The sequence below is a fragment of the Streptomyces sp. NPDC001889 genome, from assembly GCF_053594535.1.
In genome coordinates this window covers 140630-161257 of sequence record NZ_JBSFER010000015.1, presented here as the reverse complement: position 1 = coordinate 161257, position 20628 = coordinate 140630, and the positions used below count along the sequence as shown (strand labels likewise).

The following is a 20628-nucleotide window of genomic DNA, read 5'->3' as shown; positions in this document are numbered from 1 at the left end:
CTCGGGCGTCGGGCGGGCCCGGGGCACAGGGCCGTCCTCGGACGCGGACCGGTCAGCGCACCTCGACCAGCCGGGCGAAGACAACGACATTGCTGTCGTAGCCGGACCTCCCCGTGTACCGCCCACCGCAGGTGATCACCCGCAGCTCCGCCCGCGGCCCATCCCGGTACACCCGGTCCGCCGGGAAGTCCCTCAGCGTGTGCGTCTCCACGCCGTAGACACTGAAGACCACCGTTCTGCCGTCCTCCCGGAGGATCTCGATCCTGCTGTCGCGCTTCAGTGAGCCGAGGGGATAGAACACGGCCGGGCCCGCCGCGTTGTCGACATGGCCGACGACCACCGCCGTCCCGCGCTCCCCGGGAGCCGCCGCCCCCGCGTACCACCCGGCCAGCTCGCCGTCGGCCGCCGGCGGTGCCTGGACCCGCCGGTCCGGGTCCAGACCAACCCCCGTCAGCGCGGCGTCCACCCCGACGGAGGCGATCGTGATCCGCCGGGGCGGGGAGTGCGGGAGCGGCCCGGGGGCGGGCGGCAGCAGCCCCGCGACCGGCGGCCGGGACTGCGGCGCGGCCACGTCCCGAGGGGGAGCGGGCGGCCCCGAAGCGCTCCCCGCCGTCCCGGTGCGCAGCAGGAAGATCCCGAGCAGCAGCACGGAGAGCAGGGTGAACCAGGCGCTGTGACGGGCGTCCGGACGGCATGCGGGGCGGGCCGGGTGCGCGGAAGACCGCTGGGCCCGTCCCTCGTCAGCCACGGTTCCCGGCGCGCCGGCGGTACGCCAGTACGGCACCGCCGCCGAGTGCCCCCGCGACCAGGACCGAGCCGGTGGCGGTCCGCGCGGGGCTCAGCGCGTCCGTGCTGCCGCCGGTACCGGCGCGCACCCCACCGCCGGGTGTCTCCGCTTCGCCCGGCGGGAGTGCTCCGATGCCGGCGTCGGTACCGCCGTCCTCACCGTTGTGCGCCGGGCCTCCGCCGACGGTGAAACGGGCCAGGCCCTTCTCGCCCGCGCAGTCGAAGGTGATCTCGTACTCCGCGCCGGGCTCCGCGTCCTCGGAGATCCGCGCGGTGCCGGGCCGGCCCTCCTGGAGGGTGACGGTCTCGAAGGCCTCGGACGACACGGTCACGGTGGGGGACTGGCACGCGACGGTGTTCAGCGTCACGGTGCCCCCCGGGGCGACGGCGGCGGGAGTGACGGTGAAGTCGAAGGAGGTGGTCCCGCCACCGCCCCCGCCCTTACCCGGGGACTCGTCCCCGGAGTCCCCGGAGTCCTCGGCCGGAAGGCCGGGAGAATCCGGGATATCGGGAAGGTCCGGAGTATCCAGGGCATCCGGGGCATCCAGGGCATCCGGGCTGTCCGGCACCCCGGGGTCGCTCCGCTCGACGGAAGGTGTGCTGTCACCGGTGGCCGCCGGCTCCTCGTCCGCGAGTGCGGCCGGGCCTCCGAGGGCCAGCGTCGCGGCGGCTCCGGCGAGGGCGATGCCCACGACACGTATGGCACGCATGGCACGCATGGTCAGAACTCCGATGGTAGGAAATGCACCATAGGAGACCGACGCTAGGAGCGGGCCGGGGCCGCTGCCACCCGGAGGGGGCCGAACGGCCCCCTCCGCCCGCCCCTCGCGCCCCGGGTCACACCTTCCGGTAGCCGTACGCCTCCGCCGCCGCCGCTTCCACGGCGTCGAGATCCCCGCCCGCCGAGGCCGTCACCAGCGCCGCGACCGCGCCCTCCACGAAGGGCGCGTCCACCAGCCGGGTGCCGCCGGGCAGTTCATCGCCCTCGGCCACCAGGGCCTTCACGGTCAGCACGGCGCTGCCGAGATCGACGAGCACCGCGACTCCCGCACCCGTGTCGACGGCCTCCGCGGCCCGGACGATCAGCTCGGAGCTGGTGCCGAGCCCTCCGTCCGGGGTCCCGCCCGCGGCGGCGATCGGCGCGGTCGTGCCACCGCCCGCCAGGCCCTGGGCCAGCTCGGCGACGGCGGTGGCCACCGCCGCGCTGTGCGAGACCAGAACGATCCCGACCGGTCCTCCCGTTCCCCCGCCCATGCCCCCGCCCCTGCCTCCGTCATCGCTCATCCCGCTGCCTCCACGAGCGCCGCGATGATCAGCGCCGATGAGGTCGCCCCCGGGTCCTGGTGCCCGATGCTGCGTTCGCCCAGGTAGCTGGCCCGTCCCTTGCGGGCCTGCATCGGCACGGTCGCCAGCGCGCCCCGCTCGGCGGCGTCCCGCGCGGCGGCGAACGAGTCGGTGGTGTCGCCGAGGGCGTCCACCGCCGGTTCGAGGGCGTCCAGCATCGTCTTGTCCCCGGCCTTCGCCCCACCCAGCTCGGCCACGGCCGCCACTCCCATCCGCAGGGCCTCGGCCAGCTGCGCGGGTGTCACCTCGGCGACATCGCCGAGCGCCTTTCCGGTGCGCCGCAGCAGGGTCCCGTACAGCGGTCCCGAGGCCCCGCCGACCGTCGAGATGAGCCGGCGGCCGGCCAGCACCAGCACGGCGCCGGGGCCTCCGGCACTCCCGGGCGGCTCCTGCTCCAGGGCCGCGACGACCGAGGCGAAGCCACGCTGGAGATTGCTGCCGTGGTCGGCGTCGCCGATCGCCGAATCCAGCTCCGTCAGGCGCTCCGCCTCACGGTCGACCAGGGCGGCGGCGACGGTCAGCCACCGGCGGAAAAAGTCGGCGTCGAGCACATGAACTCCCTGTGATCGGTGAATCCCGGTCGGTTCAGCGGCCCCAGCGGAGCGCGGCGGTCTGCACCGGAGCGTCCCAGAGCCGAAGCAGCTCCTCGTCGGCCTGGCAGAGCGTCACCGAGCAGCCGGCCATGTCGAGCGAGGTCACATAGTTCCCGACGAGGGTACGGGCGACCGCGACACCGCGCTCGGCGAGGACCCGCCGCACCTCGGCGCAGAAGCCGTACAGCTCCAGCAGCGGGGTGGCTCCCATGCCGTTGACCAGCACCAGCACCGGACCGGTGGGCCGCCGGTCCTCCAGTACCGCGTGCACGGCGACATCCGCGATCTCACGGGAGGTCATCATCGGCCGCCGCTCCCGCCCCGGCTCGCCGTGGATGCCGATGCCCAACTCCAGTTCACCGGGCGGAAGATCGAAGGTGGGAGTACCCTTGGCCGGGGTGGTGACCGCGCCGAGCGCCACCCCGAAGCTGCGGGAGACCTCGTTGACCTGCCGGGCGATCGCCTCCACCCGCTCCAGCGGCGCGCCCTCCTCGGCCGCGGCCCCGGCGAGCTTCTCGACGAAGAGCGTCGCCCCGGTGCCGCGCCGGCCCGCCGTGAAGAGGCTGTCCACGACCGCGACATCGTCGTTCACCAGCACCTTGGCCAGACGGATGCCCTCGTCCTCGGCGAGTTCCGCGGCCATGTCGAAGTTGAGGACATCGCCGGTGTAGTTCTTGACGATGAACAGCACGCCTTCCCCGCTGTCCACGGCGGCGGCGGCCCGCACCATCTGATCGGGTACGGGGCTGGTGAAGACCTCCCCCGGACAGGCGGCGGAGAGCATCCCCGGCCCGACGAACCCCCCGTGCATCGGCTCATGCCCGGACCCGCCCCCGGACACCAGCCCCACCCTCCCGGCCACCGGCGCGTCCCGCCGCACGATGACCCGGTTCTCCACATCGACGGTCAGCTCGGGGTGCGCGGCGGCCATCCCCCGCAGGGCATCGGCGACAACGGTCTCGGGGACGTTGATCAGCATCCTCATCGGTATCTCCTCGGCAGATCAGCGGACGGGCTCTGAGCTGTGTTTCCGCAGATCAGAGCGTGCATGGCTCATTGGTGATCCTGGCGTTCCACGGCGGTCGGAGGCGGGTTTCGGCGGAGCTCTCACTGACCTGATGCTGACTTTCTGATGGTGCGTCAGGTCGTGTCGGTCGGACTGGGGTGTTCGAACGTGAACACTCGGACCAGTATCAGGCGAGAGTCCCCCTTTGTGAGGGGGACGCAACGGTCTCCGGCGGCCCGTCCTGCCGTATCCGGCGGTGTCTCCCGCCCGTGCGACGGGCTGTTGGGCAAGGGGTGTGGGCCGTGGGGTCCTCTCTCGGGCTGCGGCGAGAATGAGGTAGCCCGGATGGGTGATGTCCTCGCGTTGCCGGTGATCATGTGGCTGCCCTGCTCGTCCGGCGAGTCCGGCCACGCGGACGGTCGCCACCCGGCCGAGTCCTGCCGTTGCCCGCGTGTCGCCGCGCCGCCGGCGGGACTTGGTCAGCCCCTCCACGGGGACCGCTTTTCGTCGCGCACGACGCCACGGCCGCTGTGGACGCGACAGCCTCGAACGGGTGATCGGCTGGGCTGCGGCCGGGTACCGTCGCCCCTGGCCCTGCGCACGGACCATCGGGCGAGTGGTTGGACAGGTGACACGGCGTAATCGTGGGCGGCGCGACGGGACCGGCACAGCGGTAGTCCGCCGTCGAAGCCCGCTCCGCCGCCGGGATCAAGCGAGGCCGCTTTCTCGCGTGCCCGACGCTTTTGAGGAGCGGTACTAGGTCAAATGTTTCGGTGCTTCTCCGTCACCGTGCCGCCGTAAAGAAGTCGTCGCGGTGTGATGCCGGAGTGCGGTCAGGTGGTCTCCGGAGCCGACTGACGGAGTGTGCGAAGTGCCGGCGATTCGCGCAGCGCCAACGCGGATGGGCTGAACTGGGATCGGTCGTCTCAAGCCGTCAAGGCCGATCGCGAACGAGAGAAGAAGGCGTGAAGCCATTCCCGGGCTGTGGCTCTCCCTTTCCTCGTGCCCGAACACTGTTCGCTCTGACGGGTGAATGTCCGTCCAAGGGTCAGCAGTTCCGAGGACCAGGCCTGAGTATCCGGGGACACTGGGCGGTAGCACGTGAATCATCGGCGGTGAAAGGGGTCCGGCTGTGGCTGAGGGCGACGTGCTCTGGACGATCCGCGGCGGAGAGAAGGTGGACGTGCCGGCCACGCTCGCGGGCATCCGGGACGCTCTTCCCCCGGGGGACCGGGAGCGGTTCGTGAACGAGGTGTTCGCCGCGAACATGACGACCGTCGAGCAGGTGGTGCGGGAGTGGATCGTGAAGATCGCCTCGGAGTCGGAGGACGAGGAGATCCTCGAGCAGTTGCGGGCCGAGGAGGGTGCCGCGTGAGCCGCTACACGATCGCGTACGCCCCGGCGGCCGAAGCGGCACTGGCACATATGAGCTCCCCGGCCAGATTCCGGGCACAGATGGACCAGACACTGGGCCGGGACCCGTACGGACACGGATCGAGGGAGCTCCAGGGCGAGAAGGATCGGCGCCAGGTGGTCATCGCCGGCGCGTTGATCGTCTACTACGTGTCCCGGTCTGTCCTGAAGGTGACTGCGGTGCGGCTGATCCCAGCACCCTGAGGGGCCCGTTCCCGAGAGTTTCGCGCTCCCCGATGTACAGCCGCACCGAGCCACCAGTGGTGGACTGGTCGAGAGGTCTCCCGGCTGGCCAAGGGGATGGCTGAGAGCAAGGATTCATCAGGACCTGACCGCGCGGACGGGGCGCATCAGTGAGGCGAAGACCGGAGAGTCGGGGAAGGGCTGCTGCTCTCCGATCTTCCGGTAACCCCACGCCTCGTAGACGGACTGCACAGCCCCTTCGCCGGCAGTGGGGTTGACGAGCAGGGTCACGCGTTCCTCGCACCTCTGCGAGAGCCATGCCTCGTGCAGTTGCCAGGCTGTTCCAGTGCCGCGCCAGGGCTTGCGGACCACGATCTCGTTGAGGGCGACGGTCCGCTTCCCGTCCTCCCGGGTGAACTCCCGCGTCTGTGGTGAGGTCATGGGGGCCCACCACTTGGTGTCCGCTGCGAGAGGGAAGCCGAAGCAGAAACCCACCGGCTCACCGTCCTGGTACCCGATGACCGCAGTCCAGCCGGGGCGGGAGGCGTACGCGGTCAGTCGCTCGTCGTAGCGGCGGGTTTCATAGAACGGCCCGGTCAGCCCGAAGTCACCGTGGCGTACTTCGGCGTGGATGTCCAGGATGGTGGGGCGGATATCCGGCAGACGCTCGGCGGTGGCCTGGTGGATCTCAACGGTCACGGTCGTCGTCCCTCTCGCTCGGTGTAGCGCGCGGTCCATTCCGCAGCGCAAGTGGCACGGCGAGCCGTGGTTGTCAGTTCGCGGTTGAAGCGAGCGAGGAGTCGCCCCGTCCGTCCAGTCGGTCCGTCGTCGGCGTGACTTGGCAGAACGGTGAGAGCTGTGGCGCACGCTTGCTCCGCATCTCCCTGCCGGAGTTGCGTGAGCGCCATGTGAGAGGTGTAGTAGCCACGGTTGCGCTGGTACTGGGGTTTCAACCGGGAGAGCGTTTGGTGAAAATAGGCCTCGGCTTCGTCGTGGCGGCCGACGAGCGCCATAACGAGTGCCGAAAGTCCCATCAGCTCGGCTCTGTCATAGAACGTGATCCATGCCGGACGGGGAATTGCGGGATCAGCACGGTCGAAGGCAGCCCGTGCTTGATCCAGGGATCGCAGGGCCGTCGCGGCGTCCCCGGCTTGGGCGTGCACACCGGCGAGGCGGGCGGTGGCCAGGGAGGCGTACAGGGGGTCTCGGCGGCAGGCGTAGGAGCTCCGTGCGGCCTGGGCTGCTGCGATCGCTTCGTTGATTCCGCCGGGCCGCTGAGATGCCAGGAGGGAGGCGTGACTCCACAGGCGTAGCTGGATCTCGGCGCTTCCGGAGAGTCCGGCGAGGGTGAGGGCACGCTCCAGGTGACGCTGTGCGCGGTCCGGTCGGCGGTCGTCAACTGCCGCCCACAGGGCTGTGCCAGTGAAGGCTGCGGCAAGCTGGTAAAGGCGGGATCTCACTCGTTCGGTAGTGCTGCCGACGGCCTGGCGTTCCAGGGAGTGTCGGGCGAAGGCGAGAGCCCTGACCTCCAGTTTCACCGTGCCACCATGGGCATTGTCGGCTGTGACCAGGTCGGCGAAGGCGGTTTCCAACTCATCCACGTCCCGCATGCCTGCGCGGGGCCGGGCGGACGTTCCCGAGCCGGGGATCAGCGTCGCAGTGGTGAGAGTGACAGACGCGGCGGCGAAGGTGCGGCGTTTCACGGATTCCTCCGATGACGGTGGCGCTGAGGGTGTGCGGCTGCTGGGACCACCACCCCCTTCTGATGCCCCTGACCGTGGCACAAACCCCAGCTCCTGGGCAGGGACCTGAAATTCTGCTTCAAGAGCACGCCTCTGCCGCTCCTGCGGCCATCGTGTCTTTCCGGTCAACCAGTTGCGAATGTGCCGGTCAGTCAGGTTGCCGGGCGTGCCGGTCAACCCCTTGATCTTGTCGTTGAGACGCCGGGCCAACTCGTCTTGCTTCATCCCGGCCGCCTTCAGGTGAGCAGCCAGGTGGACGTTGTCCGTCATGAACTCACGGTAGCGCGCGTTGAGCTCTGTGTGCTCGCGGGAGGGTAAAAATTGCCGGTCCCACGGAACCGGGCGGCGCGGACTTTTACCTTCCATCCGGGAGTCCATCAGCGGTTTGCTCTTCCATGCCACTAGGCGGAGCGCCTCGTGCCACGACGGCTGAGCCTCGGTACACGTCAGCGCACACCCAACCACTTCTCGACGGACTCGCGGAGACGACGCCATGCCACCTGTCACGGCCGGCCTTCTGATGACGAGCAGCGTGCAGTTCAACAGTGCCGAACCGCCGGACCTTCCGGGTGAACGTCTCTGTTCCCTCCGCATGGTCCGTACCACAGGGCCCGGCCAGCCTCTTTCCGACAAGGACGGACGGCGTGCCGGGCAGGTACGGAGGATCGTGCGGGCACGTCTTGTCCACAGCGGCCTCGGCTCGTTCACCTCCTTGGCGCAATTGGCGGTGACCGAACTGGTCACGAACTCCTTCCGGTACGGCCGGGGACATACGGTCGGGGTGCGGATGTGGTGGTGCGATCCCTGTCTTCGGATCGAGGTGGGAGACGGCTCCGCGGTGACACTCCCCGCGGACAGGCCGGAGGCTGACGACGTTCTCGCGGAGAGCGGCCGAGGCCTGTGCATCGTCGAGGCGATCGCGGCCCACTGGGGTCTGACCGCTGACCGGACCGGTGTCTGGTGTGTCCTGGCCAAGCCCGGGAACGACCAGTGATCTCCTCCACCGCGCTCCTCCGTGTGGCCACCGGCGATGAGGCGGTGGAGCGTCTGCGCTCACTGCTGACCGCGCGCCGGCGGCCCTCCCACCGTGTCGTCCGTCCCCGGGCGATCCGGCTCGGTGGCCTGTTCGATGTGGTGATCACCGCGGCGGGGGCTGCGGGGCACGCGGCGGTGGGCGCGATCGAGGCGCTGGCTCCGCACACCTGTGGGCCGGTCATCGCGGACACGGCCGAGCCGTGGCTGTACTGGCTCGTCCCGCCGGGGACGCGGGCGCGGTGGGAGCCGCACCCCTACGCGCTGTGTCTGGGGGCTCCGGGCCGACTCGCGGTCCCGCCGCAGAGTCACCGTCTGCCTCCTCGGTGGCCGGGCCGGTACTGGCTGCGGCCCTTCACTCCGGACGTGCGGGTCGGGCCCCTGAACCTCCGCCACGTCCTCCATCACCACCGGCCCGTGCCCTCCCCGCGCACCGCGATGCCCGCGCTGCTGAGCCGGGAGGCCGCCTGAGACTCCGTGCCCGCCCGCAGGCGGGCACGGCCCCACCGACTTCCGCCGGGAAGCACCCAAACCCCCGCGCCCGCGCGCGTGGGCCAGAACCACCCGGTGAAGACCCCGCCCCAGAACCGGGGCGGTGAGCAGCACCATCGACTGACAGGAGATCGCAGATGAGCACGCTCGCACCACCCGTACTTTCCGGCTCCGCGCAGCACACCGGGCCCGCCACGGCCGGCCGGGTGCGGCCTTTCGGCCTCACGACCGCCCTTCGTGTGCCGGTCTCCCTGGAGAAGGTGCCCGGGAAGGGCGGGCTGTCGTTGTGCCCTGTGCGGCAGATCACGGTGGATGGCACCGGGGAGCCGTTCATCCATGCCCCGTCCATGGGGTCCGAGATCTGGTCCCGGTCCCAGACGCGCGAGGACATGCAGCTGACCACGGACACCGCGAAGGACACGGACTAGCAGGGGCCCTTCGGGGCGGAGAGGCTGTGATGCTGTGACGGTCCTGGTGCTGACCCGGCCGGAGCTGGAAGCGACCGCCGACCTGGTGATCGACGAACTCAACGGTCGCCGGATACCGGTGCACCGGCTCGATCCGGGCGCGTTCCCGGAGAGTCTGGGATTCAGCGCAGCCATCGGCGCCGGCGCGGACGACTGGCAGGGCGACGTCCGCGGCCAGTACCGGGACCTGCGGCTGGAGGATGTCAGGGCGGTCTACTACCGCCGCCCCGGCCCGTTCCGCCTGCACCCCCGACTCGCCGGGCCGGACGCCCGGTGGGCCGATGCCGAGGCGCGCGCCGGGTTCGGGGGCATTCTCGCCTCGCTGCGCTGTGTCTGGGTCAACCACCCCTTCCGCAACGCGGCGGCCGACTGCCAGCCGCTCGCGCTGGCCGCCGCGCGGCGCTGCGGGCTCGCCGTCCCCCGGACGGTCGTCACCAACGAGCCGGAGACGGCGCGGGAGTTCGTGCGGTCCCTGCCGACGGGGACGGCCGCGTACAAGCCCCTGGGAAACGCCGGGCCCGTCGGCGCGGACGGCGAGACGGTCGCGGTGTGGACCAGCCGGGTGGCCCCCGATGACATCACCGACGCTGTGGCGCGGACCGCGCACCTGTTCCAGGAGTGGATCGACAAAGCCTTCGAGGTGCGGCTGACCGCGGTGGGGTCCCGCGTCTTCGCGAGCGAGATCCACGCCGGCTCACCGGAATCCCGGATCGACTTCCGCCGCGACTACGGCTCCCTCACCTACCGCATCTGCCCGGTGCCGGCGCCGGTCGCGGCCGGTGTCCGCGCGCTGATGAACACCTTCGCCCTGAACTACGTGGCGCTCGACTTCCTCGTCGACGCCGGGGGCTCCTGGTTCCTCGTCGATGTCAACCCCAACGGGCAGTACGCGTTCGTCCCGGACCTGCTGTCCCCCATCACCCACGCCCTGGCCGATCTCCTCGAAGGAAAAGCACCGTGACCTTGACATCCGAGCAGGCACGCGCCCGCCTGACCGGTGACCTCCGGCACGCCGAGGCCCTGTCCACACCCCCGTGGGTCGAGGCGTTCGCCAGCGTGCCCCGCGAAGTCTTCGTCCCCGCCTTCCAGATCCGCACCGACCAGGGGCTCGCCTCGGTCGACGAGACATCGCCCGACTTCTACGAGAGGGTCTACAGCGACACCTCGCTGATCACCCGCTGGGACACCGGCGGGAGCGCCATCAGCAGCTCCAGCCAGCCATCGCTGATGGCCCGGATGCTGGAGGCGTTCACCGCCGGGGCCGGCCCGGTCCTGGAGATCGGGACCGGCACCGGATACAACACCGCGCTGCTGTGCCACCGCTTCGGCGCACAGGCCGTGGTGAGCATGGACATCGACCCCATCCTGACCCGGACGGCGCGCGAACGGCTGTGGACCCTGGACTACAAGCCGACCATCGTCACCGGTGACGGCAGGGACGCGTGCGGCCTCCGGGCTCCCTACGGAGGCATTCTGGCGACCTGCGGCGTGCACCGCGTCCCCGCCGAGTGGGTACGGCAGGTCCGGCCCGGCGGGGTGATCGTCACGAACGTCCTGGGCGGCATCGCGCACCTGACCGTGACCCCGGAGGGTACGGCGACCGGCCGGTTCCTGCCCGAGCCCGCCGCCTTCATGATCGCCAGGTCCAGCGCACGGAGCCGCACGCCCCGCGTCGCCGACCACTCCGGCCATCTCCTCAACGGCGCAGGCCAGCACAGTGCGGAGGTGGATCTGCCGGTTGCCGCCCATCAGATGGACGCCTTCTACGACGCGCTCATGACCGGCCCGGTGCCCGAGGTCGCCCTCTACCAGGACGACGTGCAGACGGTGGAGTTCGCCGAACCGGATGCCGACCGGCTCGTCGCGTACTGCATGCGGCACCCGGACACCGGCTCCTGGGCGCGCATCGTGCCCCTGCGGCCGGGCCGCGCCCAGGTCACCATCGCCGGCCCGAGGGACCTGTACGCCGAGCGGGCGCCCCTGACAGTCCGGTGGCTCCGCTCGGGAAGCCCCGGCCCGGACCACTACCGCCTCACCGTCACCGACGACGGCACCCACACCCTGTATCGCGAAGGCCCCGCACCCGGCCGCTGGACCACCTGAGCCCACACCCCGCTCCGCCCGGGTTCCGTCACCCCGTCACCCTCCGAAGGACACCGTGCACGCCTCCGATTTACTCGCCCCCGGCCTCGTCACCGGCTCCGGAGGGCTGCGGTCCGTGTGGATCGTCCCCAACGCCCGCGCTCTGCCCCTGATCCCCGCCGGTGACGGTCAGTCGGTGACGGGGCGCCTGCGGCCTCCCGCGCCGGGAGCGGCCCGGTCCCTCCCCGCGCCGGACTCCCTCACCTCCCGGCTGTGGGAGCTGACGGCCTACGTGGTGAACGGCCCCGGCCGCACCCGTACGGTCGAACTCCCGGTCCCCGCTGCCGGGCGGCAGCGGTTCTTCACCGACCTCGTGCTCGCCGCCCCGCTCGAAGTCACCCTGTGCCGGCCCGGCATCTGTGCCCGGACCTTCGCCGACGGCCGCGACGGCGGCCTGGAGATGCACGGTCTGGCCGACCCGCACAGCGGTTCCTGGGCCCGGATACTGCCCGACGACGACAACCGGGTACGGGTCACCGAGGGCGGGCCGCACGCACTGTGGGACACCCGGGCGGATCTGACCGCCCGATGGGTCCGGGCCGGGCGCCCCGATCACGGCGCCTACGGCCTCACGGTGACCCCCGGCGGCGGCCACACCCTCTGGCGCGACCAGCCCGAACACACCGCCTGGCCCTTCCCCCCGCCCCGTGCCGGGCGGCACGGGGTCTGAAACCCCGCGCCACCGGGGACGGTTCCTCCCCTCCCCGGTGAAGGGCCTCAACCGACCCATTCGCACTCACGCAGGGACCACAGGATGGACCAGCAGCCGATGCCCAGCACCGCACCGCACCGGACGGTGACGCTCGACCCGTGCTGGGACCACCACGCACGCCGGCCGCAGCAGACCACGGCCGTCGCGGGAGCACGCTCATGAGACGCTTCACCGCCTCGCAGACCCTCCGCACCGTCCCGCACGGCCGGGAGCAGCCGGCCGCGCGGGAACGCCCGGCGCCCCCGGTCCGGCCGGTGCCCGTTCCGCGGCCCCCGGAGGAACGGGCACCGTTCCCCGACATGGTCCTCGTGCGGCGCGGCGCCCCGGCCGCCACGGGACGGTACGGGACGTGACCGCGCGCCGGCGGCTTCGCGCGTTCGCCGACGCCGGAGGCTGCGGGCTCCTCCCCGTGGTCCTGGTGGTCCTGGGCATCGTGCTCTGGCTCGCGTTCACCCTCGGACCCCATCTGTGACGAACCCCTGAGACCGGCCGTCTCCGTGTCCCGTGAATCCCCCGTCCGGGACCGCGGAGACGGCCACCCCGGGGCCTTCCCTTCCCCGATCGGCCACGGCCCAGTCCGGAGCCGCCCGTGAACGGGCGGGAAGGCGCTCCCACCCCTGTGCCGGGGGCCGGGAGCCCGGCCGCCGCCCCCGTGCCACGGCGGCCGGCCCCGCCCCATCCCTCACACCTTCATGCGAAAGGCGACATCCCCATGAATGCCCCTGCCGGGCTCTGTCCGTCCGGTCCGGCCCGTCCCACGACGGTGCCGTGGATGGCGGCCTGGTCCCGCGAGCGCGAGGTCCTGCGGGCCCTGGTCCACACCACCGGCCGTCAGCGGCGCCGCGCCTGCGCGGACGAGCACCCGGCCGACCGCGACCAGATGGAAGTGCTGCTGCGCCAGTGCGGCACCCTGCCCGCAGGCGCAGGCGCAGGCGCAGGCGCAGGCGCAGGCGCACGCGGCACCGCGCGCTTCGCGACCATGCACCCCGGCCCGGTGTCCTGCGCTCGTTGTCGTGCCGTGCTGCCGACGCGTCGGTGGCCGTGCGAGGTGTGGCTCACAGGGCTGCGGCTTCCTCTGTCAGTAGTGCCACGTCGGGGTGCGCGCTGTAGGGGCGCAGTACCTGGCGCATGGTGGTGAGGGAGGCCTTGGCGCGGGTTGAGCGCAGACCGGGGTAGTCGATGAGGAAGCGTTTCCAGGTGGTGAGGGATTCTTCGAGGTTTCCTTGGAACAGTTGTGATTCGGCCAGGAGCGCGGTGGTCAGTGCCCTGGCGCGGCGTGCCTGTGGGGCGCGGGCGCGCAGGGAGGCGCTGTAGGCGCGGGCGGCTGCCTGATGGTCCTTGAGTGCGGTCAGTGTCCGGGCGCGCTGGTAGTGCAGGGCCGCGGTCGGGTAGTTGTCGAAGGGGTCGGTGAGATTCTGGTCCGCGTGGCTGTGGAGGACTTCCGCGTCGTGCAGCGCGAGGAGGGCTCGGGGGCGGTCGTTGGCCCGTGCGTGGGCGAGGGCCAGCTGGGACTGAGTGAAGGACTGAGTCAGGGGCGAGGCGTGGCGCTTCGCGGTGGCAGCCGCCTGTTCGGTCAGAGCGAGGGAAGGCCGCCGGTGGCCGATTTCCAGTGCTTGGGAGGCGAGGGCGCGGATGGCGATGGTGTAGGTGTGGGGGTCTTCGGCCCGGGCGGCCAGATGGGTGGCTGTGCGGTGGTAGTGCTGGGCCAGGACGGTGTCGTTGTCGTCGGCGCACATGTTGCCCAGGAGGATGGTGAGCTGGGCGGTGTGGGTGAGGAGTTGGCGGTGCACGGGTTCGCTGGCACTGGAGAGGAGCCAGGGGGCAACGTCGTTGGCAAGGTAGGTGGTGAGCGCGGTGCGGGCGTGACCGCCGCCGAAGGTGCCGGTCGAAGCCGCGAAGAAGATGGTCATGCGCGTCAGCGCGTCGACTTCGGCGTGGCCCACACGGCGTCCGGCCAGGACTCGGGCACGGCGGGTTATGGTCTGCGCGCGCAGATCTTCCCAGTCCGGGATCGACAGTGCCCCGAGGCTGTAGACGTCGGCGCCGAGGAGCAGTCCGCGGTCGGGGTCGAGTTGGCTGTGGGCGAGCCTGGTCAGATAGTCCACGGGATCTGACGTCCAGGACCAGTCCGGTATACGGCCAGGGGCTCGGGTCAGACCGGCGTCGGCGGCGGCCAGCGGTCTGCCCAGGCGCCGGGAGAGTGCCTCCAGGATGTAGGTGGACGCGGGCGGACGGGGACGGGTCCCCATGAGCCAGCGTGTCGCTGTCGAGCGGTTCACCGTCAGGACGTGACCACGTTCGGAGGCGACCGAGGAGACGGCGTGGGCGAGCAGGGCCGCGTTCCACTCCGCCTCCTCGAGAAGTCGCGCGAGCCGTGCGTTCGGTTGCTGAGAGGGCATCACTCCTCCGTTCCCTCTGGACAGAAATGATCCGGCTGCACACCACGTTCACAAAGGCGCAGAGATGCGGCACACGCAACACAGCCGCACCCCAAAACCCCTACGCGGTCTGATTATCGACGGATGTACTAGCAAGGGAGGTACCCGCCCGGACAGGTCGCCCAATCCCGGTACACCGCTGGATCGGCCCCTGTTCCCGTAACGCTCACCTCCGGATGCGGTCCTCCGATGCCGGTCTCACGTAGGAAAGCGAGGTGGAGACGCGTGCCATGGTCGTCCGTACGCTGGTACGCAGCCGCCCCGGCGGTGCCACTGCCCGCCGGTCATGTGCTGGTGGCCGAAGAACTGCTCTGGCCTGACGGGCGCGTCATGGCCTGCCCTGCCGCTCCGATGATCGCGGGGACACTCGTCTCCGCCGCCCACTCGGTCGTCACCGGTCCGGTCCGCCTGTTGGGGGAGGGAGCGGACAGCGCCTTCCCGGCTGCTGTCGCCCGCCCCGCCCCGGGCGATCACCCGGCAGCGGGAGTCCTCGGTTCGGAAGGCTCCACTGGCGTTGCCGTGATGGCTTCCGACACGGGCTCGCGGGCAGCCGCGGGGACGGCCGTGGCCTCATGGGCCGATGTCATGGGTCCCAGGACAGTGCTGCTGGCCTCCCCCCGATCGTTCTGCGCCGGGGTGGAGCGCGCGATCGACGTCGTCGAGGCTCTCCTCGAACAGCGGCACGGACCCGGTGACCGACCGGTGTTCGTGCGGAAGCAGATCGTCCACAACACCCATGTCATCGCCGGTCTGACGGAGCGCGGGACGGCCTTCGTGGAGGAACCGGACGAGGTTCCCGAGGGGTCCCTGGTGGTGTTCTCCGGCCACGGTGTCTCCCCGCGGGTCCGTGCGGAGGCGGCCCGCAGGAGCCTGACGGTGGTCGATGCGACGTGCCCGCTGCTGACAAAGGTCCACGCGGAGGCGCGCCGTTACGCCGAGCGCGGCAACAGCTTCGTGCTCATCGGGCACGCGGGCGACGAGGAGGTCGAGGGCACTCGCGTGCGAGGCCCCCGACGCCACCGCGGTCGTCGGCAGTGCGCGGGACATCGTCGGTCTGGACCCGCCGGACCCGTCGAAGATCACGTACCTGACGCAGGCCTCGCTCGCCGCGCTGAAGGAACGTTTCCCTCCCCAGGCGCGCGGCCTGCTCTCCGAGGCCATCTGCTGCGTCACCACCAACCGCCGGCACGCCCTGCGGGCCGTCACCGCGCAGGCGGACCTCGTTCCGGTCCTGGGCTCGGAGCATTCCTCCAGCTCGGTGCCGCTCGTGGAACTGACCCGCAAGCCGGGCACCCCGGCCCACCTGATCGGGGACTGCTCCCGCACCCGGCCGGACTGGCTGCGCGACGCGCCACGGTCGGGCTCAGCGACGGCGCGTCCGCCCCGCCCGCACTGGTTCAGGACACCCTCTCGGCACTGGCCGGGCCGGGGCCGCTCACCGTGCGGGAACGGATCACCATGACCGAGTACACCTGCTTCGAACCGCCTGCCGCAGTGAGGAAGAACCGATGAGTGACACCAGCACGTACACCACCCGTTTCCCGCTGCTGGCGAAGTCCGGCACCCCGGCGGCCCTGCGGGCCGTACCCGGCGAACATATGGGCGAGCTGGCCGTGGAGATAAGGGCATTCCTGGTGGAGAAGGTGTGCGCCACCGGCGGTCATCTGGGGCCGAATCTGGGGATGGTCGAGCTGACCATCGCGCTGCACCGGGTGTTCGACTCGCCCAGGGACGCGATCATCTTCGACATCGGCCATCAGGCGTATGTGCACAAGCTGCTGACCGGTCGCTTGCGGGACTTCGACGGACTGCGTCAGCGGGCCGGTCTGTCCGGCTATCCGTCCCGTACCGAATCGCCGCACGACCTGGTGGAGAACTCACACGCCTCCACCGCCCTCGCCTACGCCGACGGGCTGGCGAAGGCTCGCGCACTCTCGTCCGGTGCCGACCGGGCCGTGGTGGCGGTCATCGGGGACGGCGCCCTGACCGGCGGCCTGGCCTGGGAGGCGCTGAACAACCTCGGCGCCGCCCCCGAACGGCCGGTGGTCGTGGTCGTCAACGACAACGGCCGCTCCTACGAGCCCACCACGGGGGCTCTCGCCGTCCACCTGGCCAACCTCCGGGGGGAGGCCGACGGCGCGCGACCGCACGGGAACGTCTTCACCGGACTGGGGTTCGCCTACCTCGGTCCGGTGGACGGCCACGACGTCACCGCCGTCGAGGAGGCCCTTCGGCAGGCCCGCGACCTGGGCCGTCCGGTGGTGGTGCACACAGTGACGGTCAAGGGCAAGGGATACGAGCCGGCCGAGCAGGACGAGGCGGACTGTCTGCACGCGGTCGGTGTGGTGGACCCGGTCACCGGTCGGCCCGGCACTCCGGGCGGGGCATCGTGGACGAGTGTGTTCGGAGGCGAGCTGGCGACGCTGGCCGCCGAGCGTGACGATGTGGTCGCCATTACCGCCTCGATGCTGCGGCCGACCGGTCTGCACCCCATGCGGGACAAGTTCCCGGACCGGGTCTTCGATGTCGGGATAGCCGAGCAGCAGGCGGTCACCTCCGCCGCCGGTCTGGCGATGGGCGGTCTGCACCCCGTGGTGGCGATCTACGCGACGTTTCTGAACCGGGCGTTCGACCAGGTGCTGATGGATGTGGCGCTGCACCGGCTGCCGGTGACCTTCGTTCTGGACCGGGCCGGGATCACCGGCCCGGACGGGCCCTCCCACCACGGTATATGGGATCTGAGCATGCTCTCCGCGGTGCCGGGCCTGCGGATCGCCGCACCACGTGACACCGTGCAGTTGGCCGAGCAGCTCCGCGAGGCGGTCGCCATGAACGACGGGCCGACGGCGCTGCGGCTGCCGAAGGCCACCGCCGGTCCTCCGATCCCGTCACTGGCCCGGATGGACGGCCTGGACATCCTGCACCGCACCCGCTCCGGCCCACTCGACGTGCTGCTCGTCCCGGCGGGTCCACTGGCCTCGGCGGCGCTGGAGGCAGCCGCCCTCCTGGAGGACCAGGGCCTGGGGGTCACCGTCGCCGACCCCCGCTGGGTCCTGCCCGTGAACGCGGCCCTGCCCGCACACGCCGCCCGCCACCGGCTGGTGGTGACCGTCGAGGACGCGCTCCGCACCGGCGGAATGGGCACTGCCCTGGCCCAGGCGTGCCAGGACATGGACATCCCCACCCCGGTGATCACCCTCGGCCTGCCCACCTCCTTCGTCCCCCAGGGGCCGCGCGCCGCGCTGCTCACCGAGGCCGGTCTCGACGGGCCCGGCATCGTCGCGGCAGTTCTCGCCGCCCACCCCGACCGCCGGCCACGGTCCGCGCGGTCGGCCACCGCTCTCGCGATGACGTCCAGGGGGCGTGATGACCACCACTGACCTGGGGCTGCCCGCAGTCCCGACGACTCCGGTGCGCCGCCGTACCCGCCCCATCCAGGTGGGGAGCGTGGTCGTCGGCGGCGGCGCACCGGTCTCCGTGCAGACCATGACCACCACGCTCACCGCCGACGTCGACGCCACCCTCCAGCAGATCGCCGAGATCACCGCGGCGGGCTGCGACATCGTCCGGGTCGCCGTCCCCTCCCAGGACGACGCCGACGCCCTCCCCAGGATCGTCGCCCGCTCCAAGCTGCCGGTGATCGCCGACATCCACTTCCAGCCCCGCTACGTCTTCGCCGCCATCGACGCCGGCTGCGCCGCCGTACGGGTCAACCCCGGCAACATCCGCAAGTTCGACGACCGGGTGGGCGAGATCGCGAAGGCGGCCTCGGCGGCGGGCGTGCCCATCCGGATCGGAGTCAACGCCGGCTCCCTGGACCCCCGGCTCCTGGCCAAGCACGGCAGAGCCACACCTCAAGCTCTTGTGGAGTCCGCTCTCTGGGAGTGCTCCCTCTTCGAGGAACACGGCTTCCAGGACCTGAAGATCGCGGTCAAGCACCACGATCCCGCCACGATGATCGCCGCCAACCGGCTCCTCGCCGACGCTTGCGACTACCCCCTCCACCTCGGCGTCACCGAAGCCGGACCCGCCTTCCAGGGGTCCATCAAATCCGCCGTCGCCCTCGGTGTCCTCCTCTCCGAAGGCGTCGGCGACACCATCCGCGTCTCCCTCTCCGCGCCACCCGTCGAACAGGTCAAGGCGGGCTGCCACATCCTGTCCTCACTGGGTCTGCGCCCGCGCAAGCTGGAGATCGTCTCCTGCCCCGGCTGCGGACGCCTCCAGGTCGACATCCACACCCTGGCCAACAAGGTGGAGGCCGCCTTCGACGGTTTCCCCCACCCCCTGCGGATCGCCGTCATGGGGTGCGTCGTCAACGGCCCCGGCGAAGCACGCGAGGCCGACCTCGGCGTCTCCTGCGGCAACGGCAAGGGCCAGATCTTCCGCCAGGGGCAAGTCCTCCGCACGGTCCCCGAACACAGGATCGTGGAAGCACTCCTGGACGAAGCCCTCCGCCTCACCGACGCGCCCGGCCAGGGACCCGGCGACCACGGCCCATCTGTGACCACGACAGCCGGGAACACCTCATGACCGCCACCACCACCCCGGCCGATGCTCAGGCCCTCCGTCCGGATCGAGTCCGTGCGGAAGTCGACCGCCTGCTCGATGGCTTCCTCACCGCGAAGGCCCGAGCCGCGGCGGCACAGAGCATGCCCGTCGAGGTGAACGCGGCCCTGCGGGACTTCCTGGCCGCCGGCGGCAAAAGGCTCCGGCCCCTGCTCTGTCTCACCGGCTGGCATGTCGCCGGAGGACAGCACCGCCCCCGGCCCGTCCTCCAGACCGCGGCGGCGCTGGAGATGTTCCACGCGTTCTGCCTCATCCACGATGACCTCATGGACCGGTCCGACACCCGCCGCGGTAAGCCCACCGTCCACCGGACCCTGGCCGCACAGCACACTCACGGCCGCACCGGACCGGCGGCCGATCACCTGGGCAACAGTGCCGCCGTTCTCGTCGGCGACCTCGCACTGTTCTGGTCCGACGAACTCCTGCACACCGCCGGCCTGAGTGAACGGCAACTGTCAGACGTCCTGCCACTCATCGACGCCATGCGGAGCGAGGTCATTTACGGCCAGTACCTCGATGTCACCACCACCGGAACACCCGACGCGGATGTGGGACGGGCGCTGGCTGTCTGCCGCTACAAGACCGCCAAGTACACCATTGAGCGTCCCCTGCACATAGGAGCCGCCCTCGCCGGCGCCGAACCGGCTCTTCTGGAAGCCCTGTCCGCGTTCGCGATCCCGGTGGGGGAGGCATTCCAGCTCCGCGACGACCTCCTGGGTGTCTTCGGGAATCCCGCGACCATGGGCAAACCAGCGCTGGACGACCTCCGCGACGGTAAACACACCGTGCTGGTCTGCCTCGCCCTGCTCCATGCCTCCCCGTCCCAGACGGATCGGCTCCGCGAGTTGCTGGGGTCTCCCACGCTCACCGAGGACCAGGCCGGCGCTGCCCGGGACATCATCGCCGCCACTGGCGCCGACCGGATGGTCGAAGAGATGATCACTGAGCGGTACGGGCTGGCCTTGGAGAGCCTGAAGTCGGCTCCCGTGGAGCCTGCCGCCATCGATGCCCTGCGGTGCCTGGCCGATCGTTCCGTGAGGCGGCGGCAGTGAGCCGTGACGGCACACGAGCATTTTCGCCGCGCCTTCGACGCCGAGGCGGCGTGTAACGACGGAGTGATCGTCTGCACCGGCGCAGGCCCCGTGCGGAGCCGGCGGAGCTGATCGGAAAAACGGACCATGAAAAGGCCATCCGGCTGGAGGCCGATTTACGGCGCCGCTCACCTCCGCCTCCTCCAGGGGCGGATACGGGGCCCGGCGCCCGGCATCAGGGCCGCACAGCACCGCGGCTGAGCCGAGACTCTCCCTGGCGCTGGCCCGCCGCGCGCACCCGCACTGTGTCGACTGATCACCAGCATGGCGCCACTGACCGATCTCGGCATGCCAGACCTCGAAGGCGCCGCCCGGGGGAACACCGCTTGGGCGGCGGTGCTAGTTCGTGGGCTGCCCCCGGATCGCCCAGTCCGCCGGCCGACGCAGACCACCCTGCCGCCGTATGAGGGCGTCGGGATGAGTACGCACGCGCCGACGTCGCACAGGCCGGCGGAGTAGCGGCGGACGGCGACGATGCTGTCAACGACGCGGCATCCGGAGCGGGTCTCGGTGGATGACATACTCACGCGGTTCGACGCGCTGATGACCACGAAACCGCCGGCTGCCTCCGCCGGCAAGGCTCGCAAGCGGGTGTTGGCCGATGTGGGCACGGTGTCCCTC

22 protein-coding genes and 1 pseudogene are annotated in these 20628 nt (G+C 71.1%); 15 read left to right on the top strand and 8 right to left on the bottom strand.

Going from position 1 to position 20628, the window contains the following annotated elements:
- Positions 1–52 precede the first annotated feature (52 nt).
- From ACWCRA_RS19165 to dhaK, 5 genes are all read right to left on the bottom strand, one after another.
- A complete protein-coding gene (locus tag ACWCRA_RS19165) occupies positions 53–748 on the bottom strand; it encodes a class F sortase (RefSeq protein WP_451068124.1) in 696 nt (231 codons plus the stop codon).
- Positions 741–1496, bottom strand: a complete 756-nt coding sequence (locus ACWCRA_RS19160; protein WP_451068123.1) for a hypothetical protein — start codon at positions 1494–1496, stop codon at positions 741–743. The genes ACWCRA_RS19165 and ACWCRA_RS19160 overlap by 8 nt, the downstream gene beginning before the upstream one ends.
- 127 nt (positions 1497–1623) lie before the next feature.
- Positions 1624–2070 carry a PTS-dependent dihydroxyacetone kinase phosphotransferase subunit DhaM gene (locus tag ACWCRA_RS19155; protein ID WP_451068122.1) on the bottom strand — a complete coding sequence of 149 codons (447 nt, stop codon included), beginning with the start codon at positions 2068–2070 and terminating at the stop codon, positions 1624–1626.
- Entirely contained in the window at positions 2067–2681 is a 615-nt protein-coding gene (gene dhaL, locus ACWCRA_RS19150) for a dihydroxyacetone kinase subunit DhaL (RefSeq protein ID WP_451068121.1), read from the bottom strand. The genes ACWCRA_RS19155 and dhaL overlap by 4 nt, the downstream gene beginning before the upstream one ends.
- Before the next feature lie 34 nt (positions 2682–2715).
- A complete protein-coding gene (dhaK, locus tag ACWCRA_RS19145; protein ID WP_351546013.1) occupies positions 2716–3708 on the bottom strand; it encodes a dihydroxyacetone kinase subunit DhaK in 993 nt (330 codons plus the stop codon).
- 1153 nt (positions 3709–4861) lie between these two features.
- Here dhaK and ACWCRA_RS19140 point away from each other — a divergent pair.
- Both ACWCRA_RS19140 and ACWCRA_RS19135 read left to right on the top strand, forming a co-directional pair.
- Positions 4862–5104: a hypothetical protein gene (locus tag ACWCRA_RS19140; protein ID WP_351546016.1), complete on the top strand. Its 243-nt coding sequence runs from the start codon at positions 4862–4864 to the stop codon at positions 5102–5104.
- Positions 5101–5346: a hypothetical protein gene (locus ACWCRA_RS19135; protein WP_351546019.1), complete on the top strand. Its 246-nt coding sequence runs from the start codon at positions 5101–5103 to the stop codon at positions 5344–5346. The genes ACWCRA_RS19140 and ACWCRA_RS19135 overlap by 4 nt, the downstream gene beginning before the upstream one ends.
- A 117-nt stretch (positions 5347–5463) precedes the next feature.
- On the opposite strand, the gene ACWCRA_RS19130 is transcribed toward ACWCRA_RS19135, so the two are convergent.
- Positions 5464–6024, bottom strand: coding sequence for an N-acetyltransferase family protein (locus tag ACWCRA_RS19130; RefSeq protein ID WP_451068120.1), 561 nt, complete (start codon positions 6022–6024; stop codon positions 5464–5466).
- Positions 6021–7337 carry a hypothetical protein gene (locus ACWCRA_RS19125; protein WP_451068119.1) on the bottom strand — a complete coding sequence of 439 codons (1317 nt, stop codon included), beginning with the start codon at positions 7335–7337 and terminating at the stop codon, positions 6021–6023. The genes ACWCRA_RS19130 and ACWCRA_RS19125 overlap by 4 nt, the downstream gene beginning before the upstream one ends.
- 322 nt (positions 7338–7659) lie before the next feature.
- Between ACWCRA_RS19125 and ACWCRA_RS19120 the strand changes: the two genes are divergently transcribed.
- The 8 genes from ACWCRA_RS19120 to ACWCRA_RS19085 all read left to right on the top strand — a co-directional run bounded on the left by ACWCRA_RS19120 (position 7660) and on the right by ACWCRA_RS19085 (position 12384).
- Complete coding sequence (locus ACWCRA_RS19120) at positions 7660–8061, top strand: ATP-binding protein (RefSeq protein ID WP_351546028.1); 402 nt, start codon at positions 7660–7662, stop codon at positions 8059–8061.
- Entirely contained in the window at positions 8058–8570 is a 513-nt protein-coding gene (locus ACWCRA_RS19115; protein ID WP_451068118.1) for a hypothetical protein, read from the top strand. The genes ACWCRA_RS19120 and ACWCRA_RS19115 overlap by 4 nt, the downstream gene beginning before the upstream one ends.
- Before the next feature lie 158 nt (positions 8571–8728).
- On the top strand, positions 8729–9019 hold the full coding sequence (tgmA, locus tag ACWCRA_RS19110; RefSeq protein ID WP_351546033.1) for a putative ATP-grasp-modified RiPP: 291 nt from the start codon (positions 8729–8731) through the stop codon (positions 9017–9019).
- 34 nt (positions 9020–9053) lie between these two features.
- Positions 9054–10019: an ATP-grasp ribosomal peptide maturase gene (tgmB, locus tag ACWCRA_RS19105; protein ID WP_451068117.1), complete on the top strand. Its 966-nt coding sequence runs from the start codon at positions 9054–9056 to the stop codon at positions 10017–10019.
- Positions 10016–11161: a methyltransferase domain-containing protein gene (locus ACWCRA_RS19100; RefSeq protein ID WP_451068116.1), complete on the top strand. Its 1146-nt coding sequence runs from the start codon at positions 10016–10018 to the stop codon at positions 11159–11161. The genes tgmB and ACWCRA_RS19100 overlap by 4 nt, the downstream gene beginning before the upstream one ends.
- Positions 11162–11216: 55 nt before the next feature.
- On the top strand, positions 11217–11870 hold the full coding sequence (locus ACWCRA_RS19095) for a hypothetical protein (RefSeq protein WP_451068115.1): 654 nt from the start codon (positions 11217–11219) through the stop codon (positions 11868–11870).
- A 200-nt stretch (positions 11871–12070) separates the two neighbouring features.
- A complete protein-coding gene (locus ACWCRA_RS19090; RefSeq protein WP_451068114.1) occupies positions 12071–12265 on the top strand; it encodes a hypothetical protein in 195 nt (64 codons plus the stop codon).
- The gene (locus tag ACWCRA_RS19085) at positions 12262–12384 is read left to right on the top strand and encodes a hypothetical protein (protein WP_351546045.1); all 123 of its coding nucleotides are present in this window, start codon (positions 12262–12264) and stop codon (positions 12382–12384) included. Before ACWCRA_RS19090 ends, ACWCRA_RS19085 begins: the two co-directional genes overlap by 4 nt.
- Before the next feature lie 583 nt (positions 12385–12967).
- On the opposite strand, the gene ACWCRA_RS19080 is transcribed toward ACWCRA_RS19085, so the two are convergent.
- Positions 12968–14311, bottom strand: a complete 1344-nt coding sequence (locus ACWCRA_RS19080; protein WP_351546048.1) for a hypothetical protein — start codon at positions 14309–14311, stop codon at positions 12968–12970.
- A gap of 228 nt (positions 14312–14539) precedes the next feature.
- Between ACWCRA_RS19080 and ACWCRA_RS19075 the strand changes: the two are divergent.
- The 5 genes and pseudogenes from ACWCRA_RS19075 to ACWCRA_RS19055 form a co-directional block, all read left to right on the top strand.
- A pseudogene (locus ACWCRA_RS19075) lies at positions 14540–15337 on the top strand (4-hydroxy-3-methylbut-2-enyl diphosphate reductase); the annotation flags it as partial.
- Positions 15338–15395: 58 nt separating this feature from the next.
- On the top strand, positions 15396–15812 hold the full coding sequence (locus ACWCRA_RS19070; RefSeq protein ID WP_451068157.1) for a hypothetical protein: 417 nt from the start codon (positions 15396–15398) through the stop codon (positions 15810–15812).
- Positions 15813–15858: 46 nt separating this feature from the next.
- A complete protein-coding gene (locus ACWCRA_RS19065; protein ID WP_451068113.1) occupies positions 15859–17730 on the top strand; it encodes a 1-deoxy-D-xylulose-5-phosphate synthase in 1872 nt (623 codons plus the stop codon).
- A complete protein-coding gene (gene ispG, locus ACWCRA_RS19060) occupies positions 17717–18880 on the top strand; it encodes a flavodoxin-dependent (E)-4-hydroxy-3-methylbut-2-enyl-diphosphate synthase (protein ID WP_351546054.1) in 1164 nt (387 codons plus the stop codon). The genes ACWCRA_RS19065 and ispG overlap by 14 nt, the downstream gene beginning before the upstream one ends.
- Positions 18877–19968 carry a polyprenyl synthetase family protein gene (locus ACWCRA_RS19055; protein WP_351546057.1) on the top strand — a complete coding sequence of 364 codons (1092 nt, stop codon included), beginning with the start codon at positions 18877–18879 and terminating at the stop codon, positions 19966–19968. The genes ispG and ACWCRA_RS19055 overlap by 4 nt, the downstream gene beginning before the upstream one ends.
- Positions 19969–20628: the final 660 nt, after the last annotated feature.

What these genes read in the sequence shown, in the direction of transcription:
- ACWCRA_RS19080 (WP_351546048.1), bottom strand. Translation starts at nt 14,311, where the DNA reads ATGCCCTCTCAGCAACCGAACGCACGGCTCGCGCGACTTCTCGAGGAG.
- ACWCRA_RS19125 (WP_451068119.1), bottom strand. Translation starts at nt 7,337, where the DNA reads ATGACGGACAACGTCCACCTGGCTGCTCACCTGAAGGCGGCCGGGATG.
- tgmA (WP_351546033.1), top strand. Translation starts at nt 8,729, where the DNA reads ATGAGCACGCTCGCACCACCCGTACTTTCCGGCTCCGCGCAGCACACC.
- ACWCRA_RS19155 (WP_451068122.1), bottom strand. Translation starts at nt 2,070, where the DNA reads ATGAGCGATGACGGAGGCAGGGGCGGGGGCATGGGCGGGGGAACGGGA.
- dhaK (WP_351546013.1), bottom strand. Translation starts at nt 3,708, where the DNA reads ATGAGGATGCTGATCAACGTCCCCGAGACCGTTGTCGCCGATGCCCTG.
- ACWCRA_RS19065 (WP_451068113.1), top strand. Translation starts at nt 15,859, where the DNA reads ATGAGTGACACCAGCACGTACACCACCCGTTTCCCGCTGCTGGCGAAG.
- ACWCRA_RS19160 (WP_451068123.1), bottom strand. Translation starts at nt 1,496, where the DNA reads ATGCGTGCCATACGTGTCGTGGGCATCGCCCTCGCCGGAGCCGCCGCG.
- ispG (WP_351546054.1), top strand. Translation starts at nt 17,717, where the DNA reads ATGACCACCACTGACCTGGGGCTGCCCGCAGTCCCGACGACTCCGGTG.
- ACWCRA_RS19090 (WP_451068114.1), top strand. Translation starts at nt 12,071, where the DNA reads ATGAGACGCTTCACCGCCTCGCAGACCCTCCGCACCGTCCCGCACGGC.
- ACWCRA_RS19120 (WP_351546028.1), top strand. Translation starts at nt 7,660, where the DNA reads ATGGTCCGTACCACAGGGCCCGGCCAGCCTCTTTCCGACAAGGACGGA.
- ACWCRA_RS19055 (WP_351546057.1), top strand. Translation starts at nt 18,877, where the DNA reads ATGACCGCCACCACCACCCCGGCCGATGCTCAGGCCCTCCGTCCGGAT.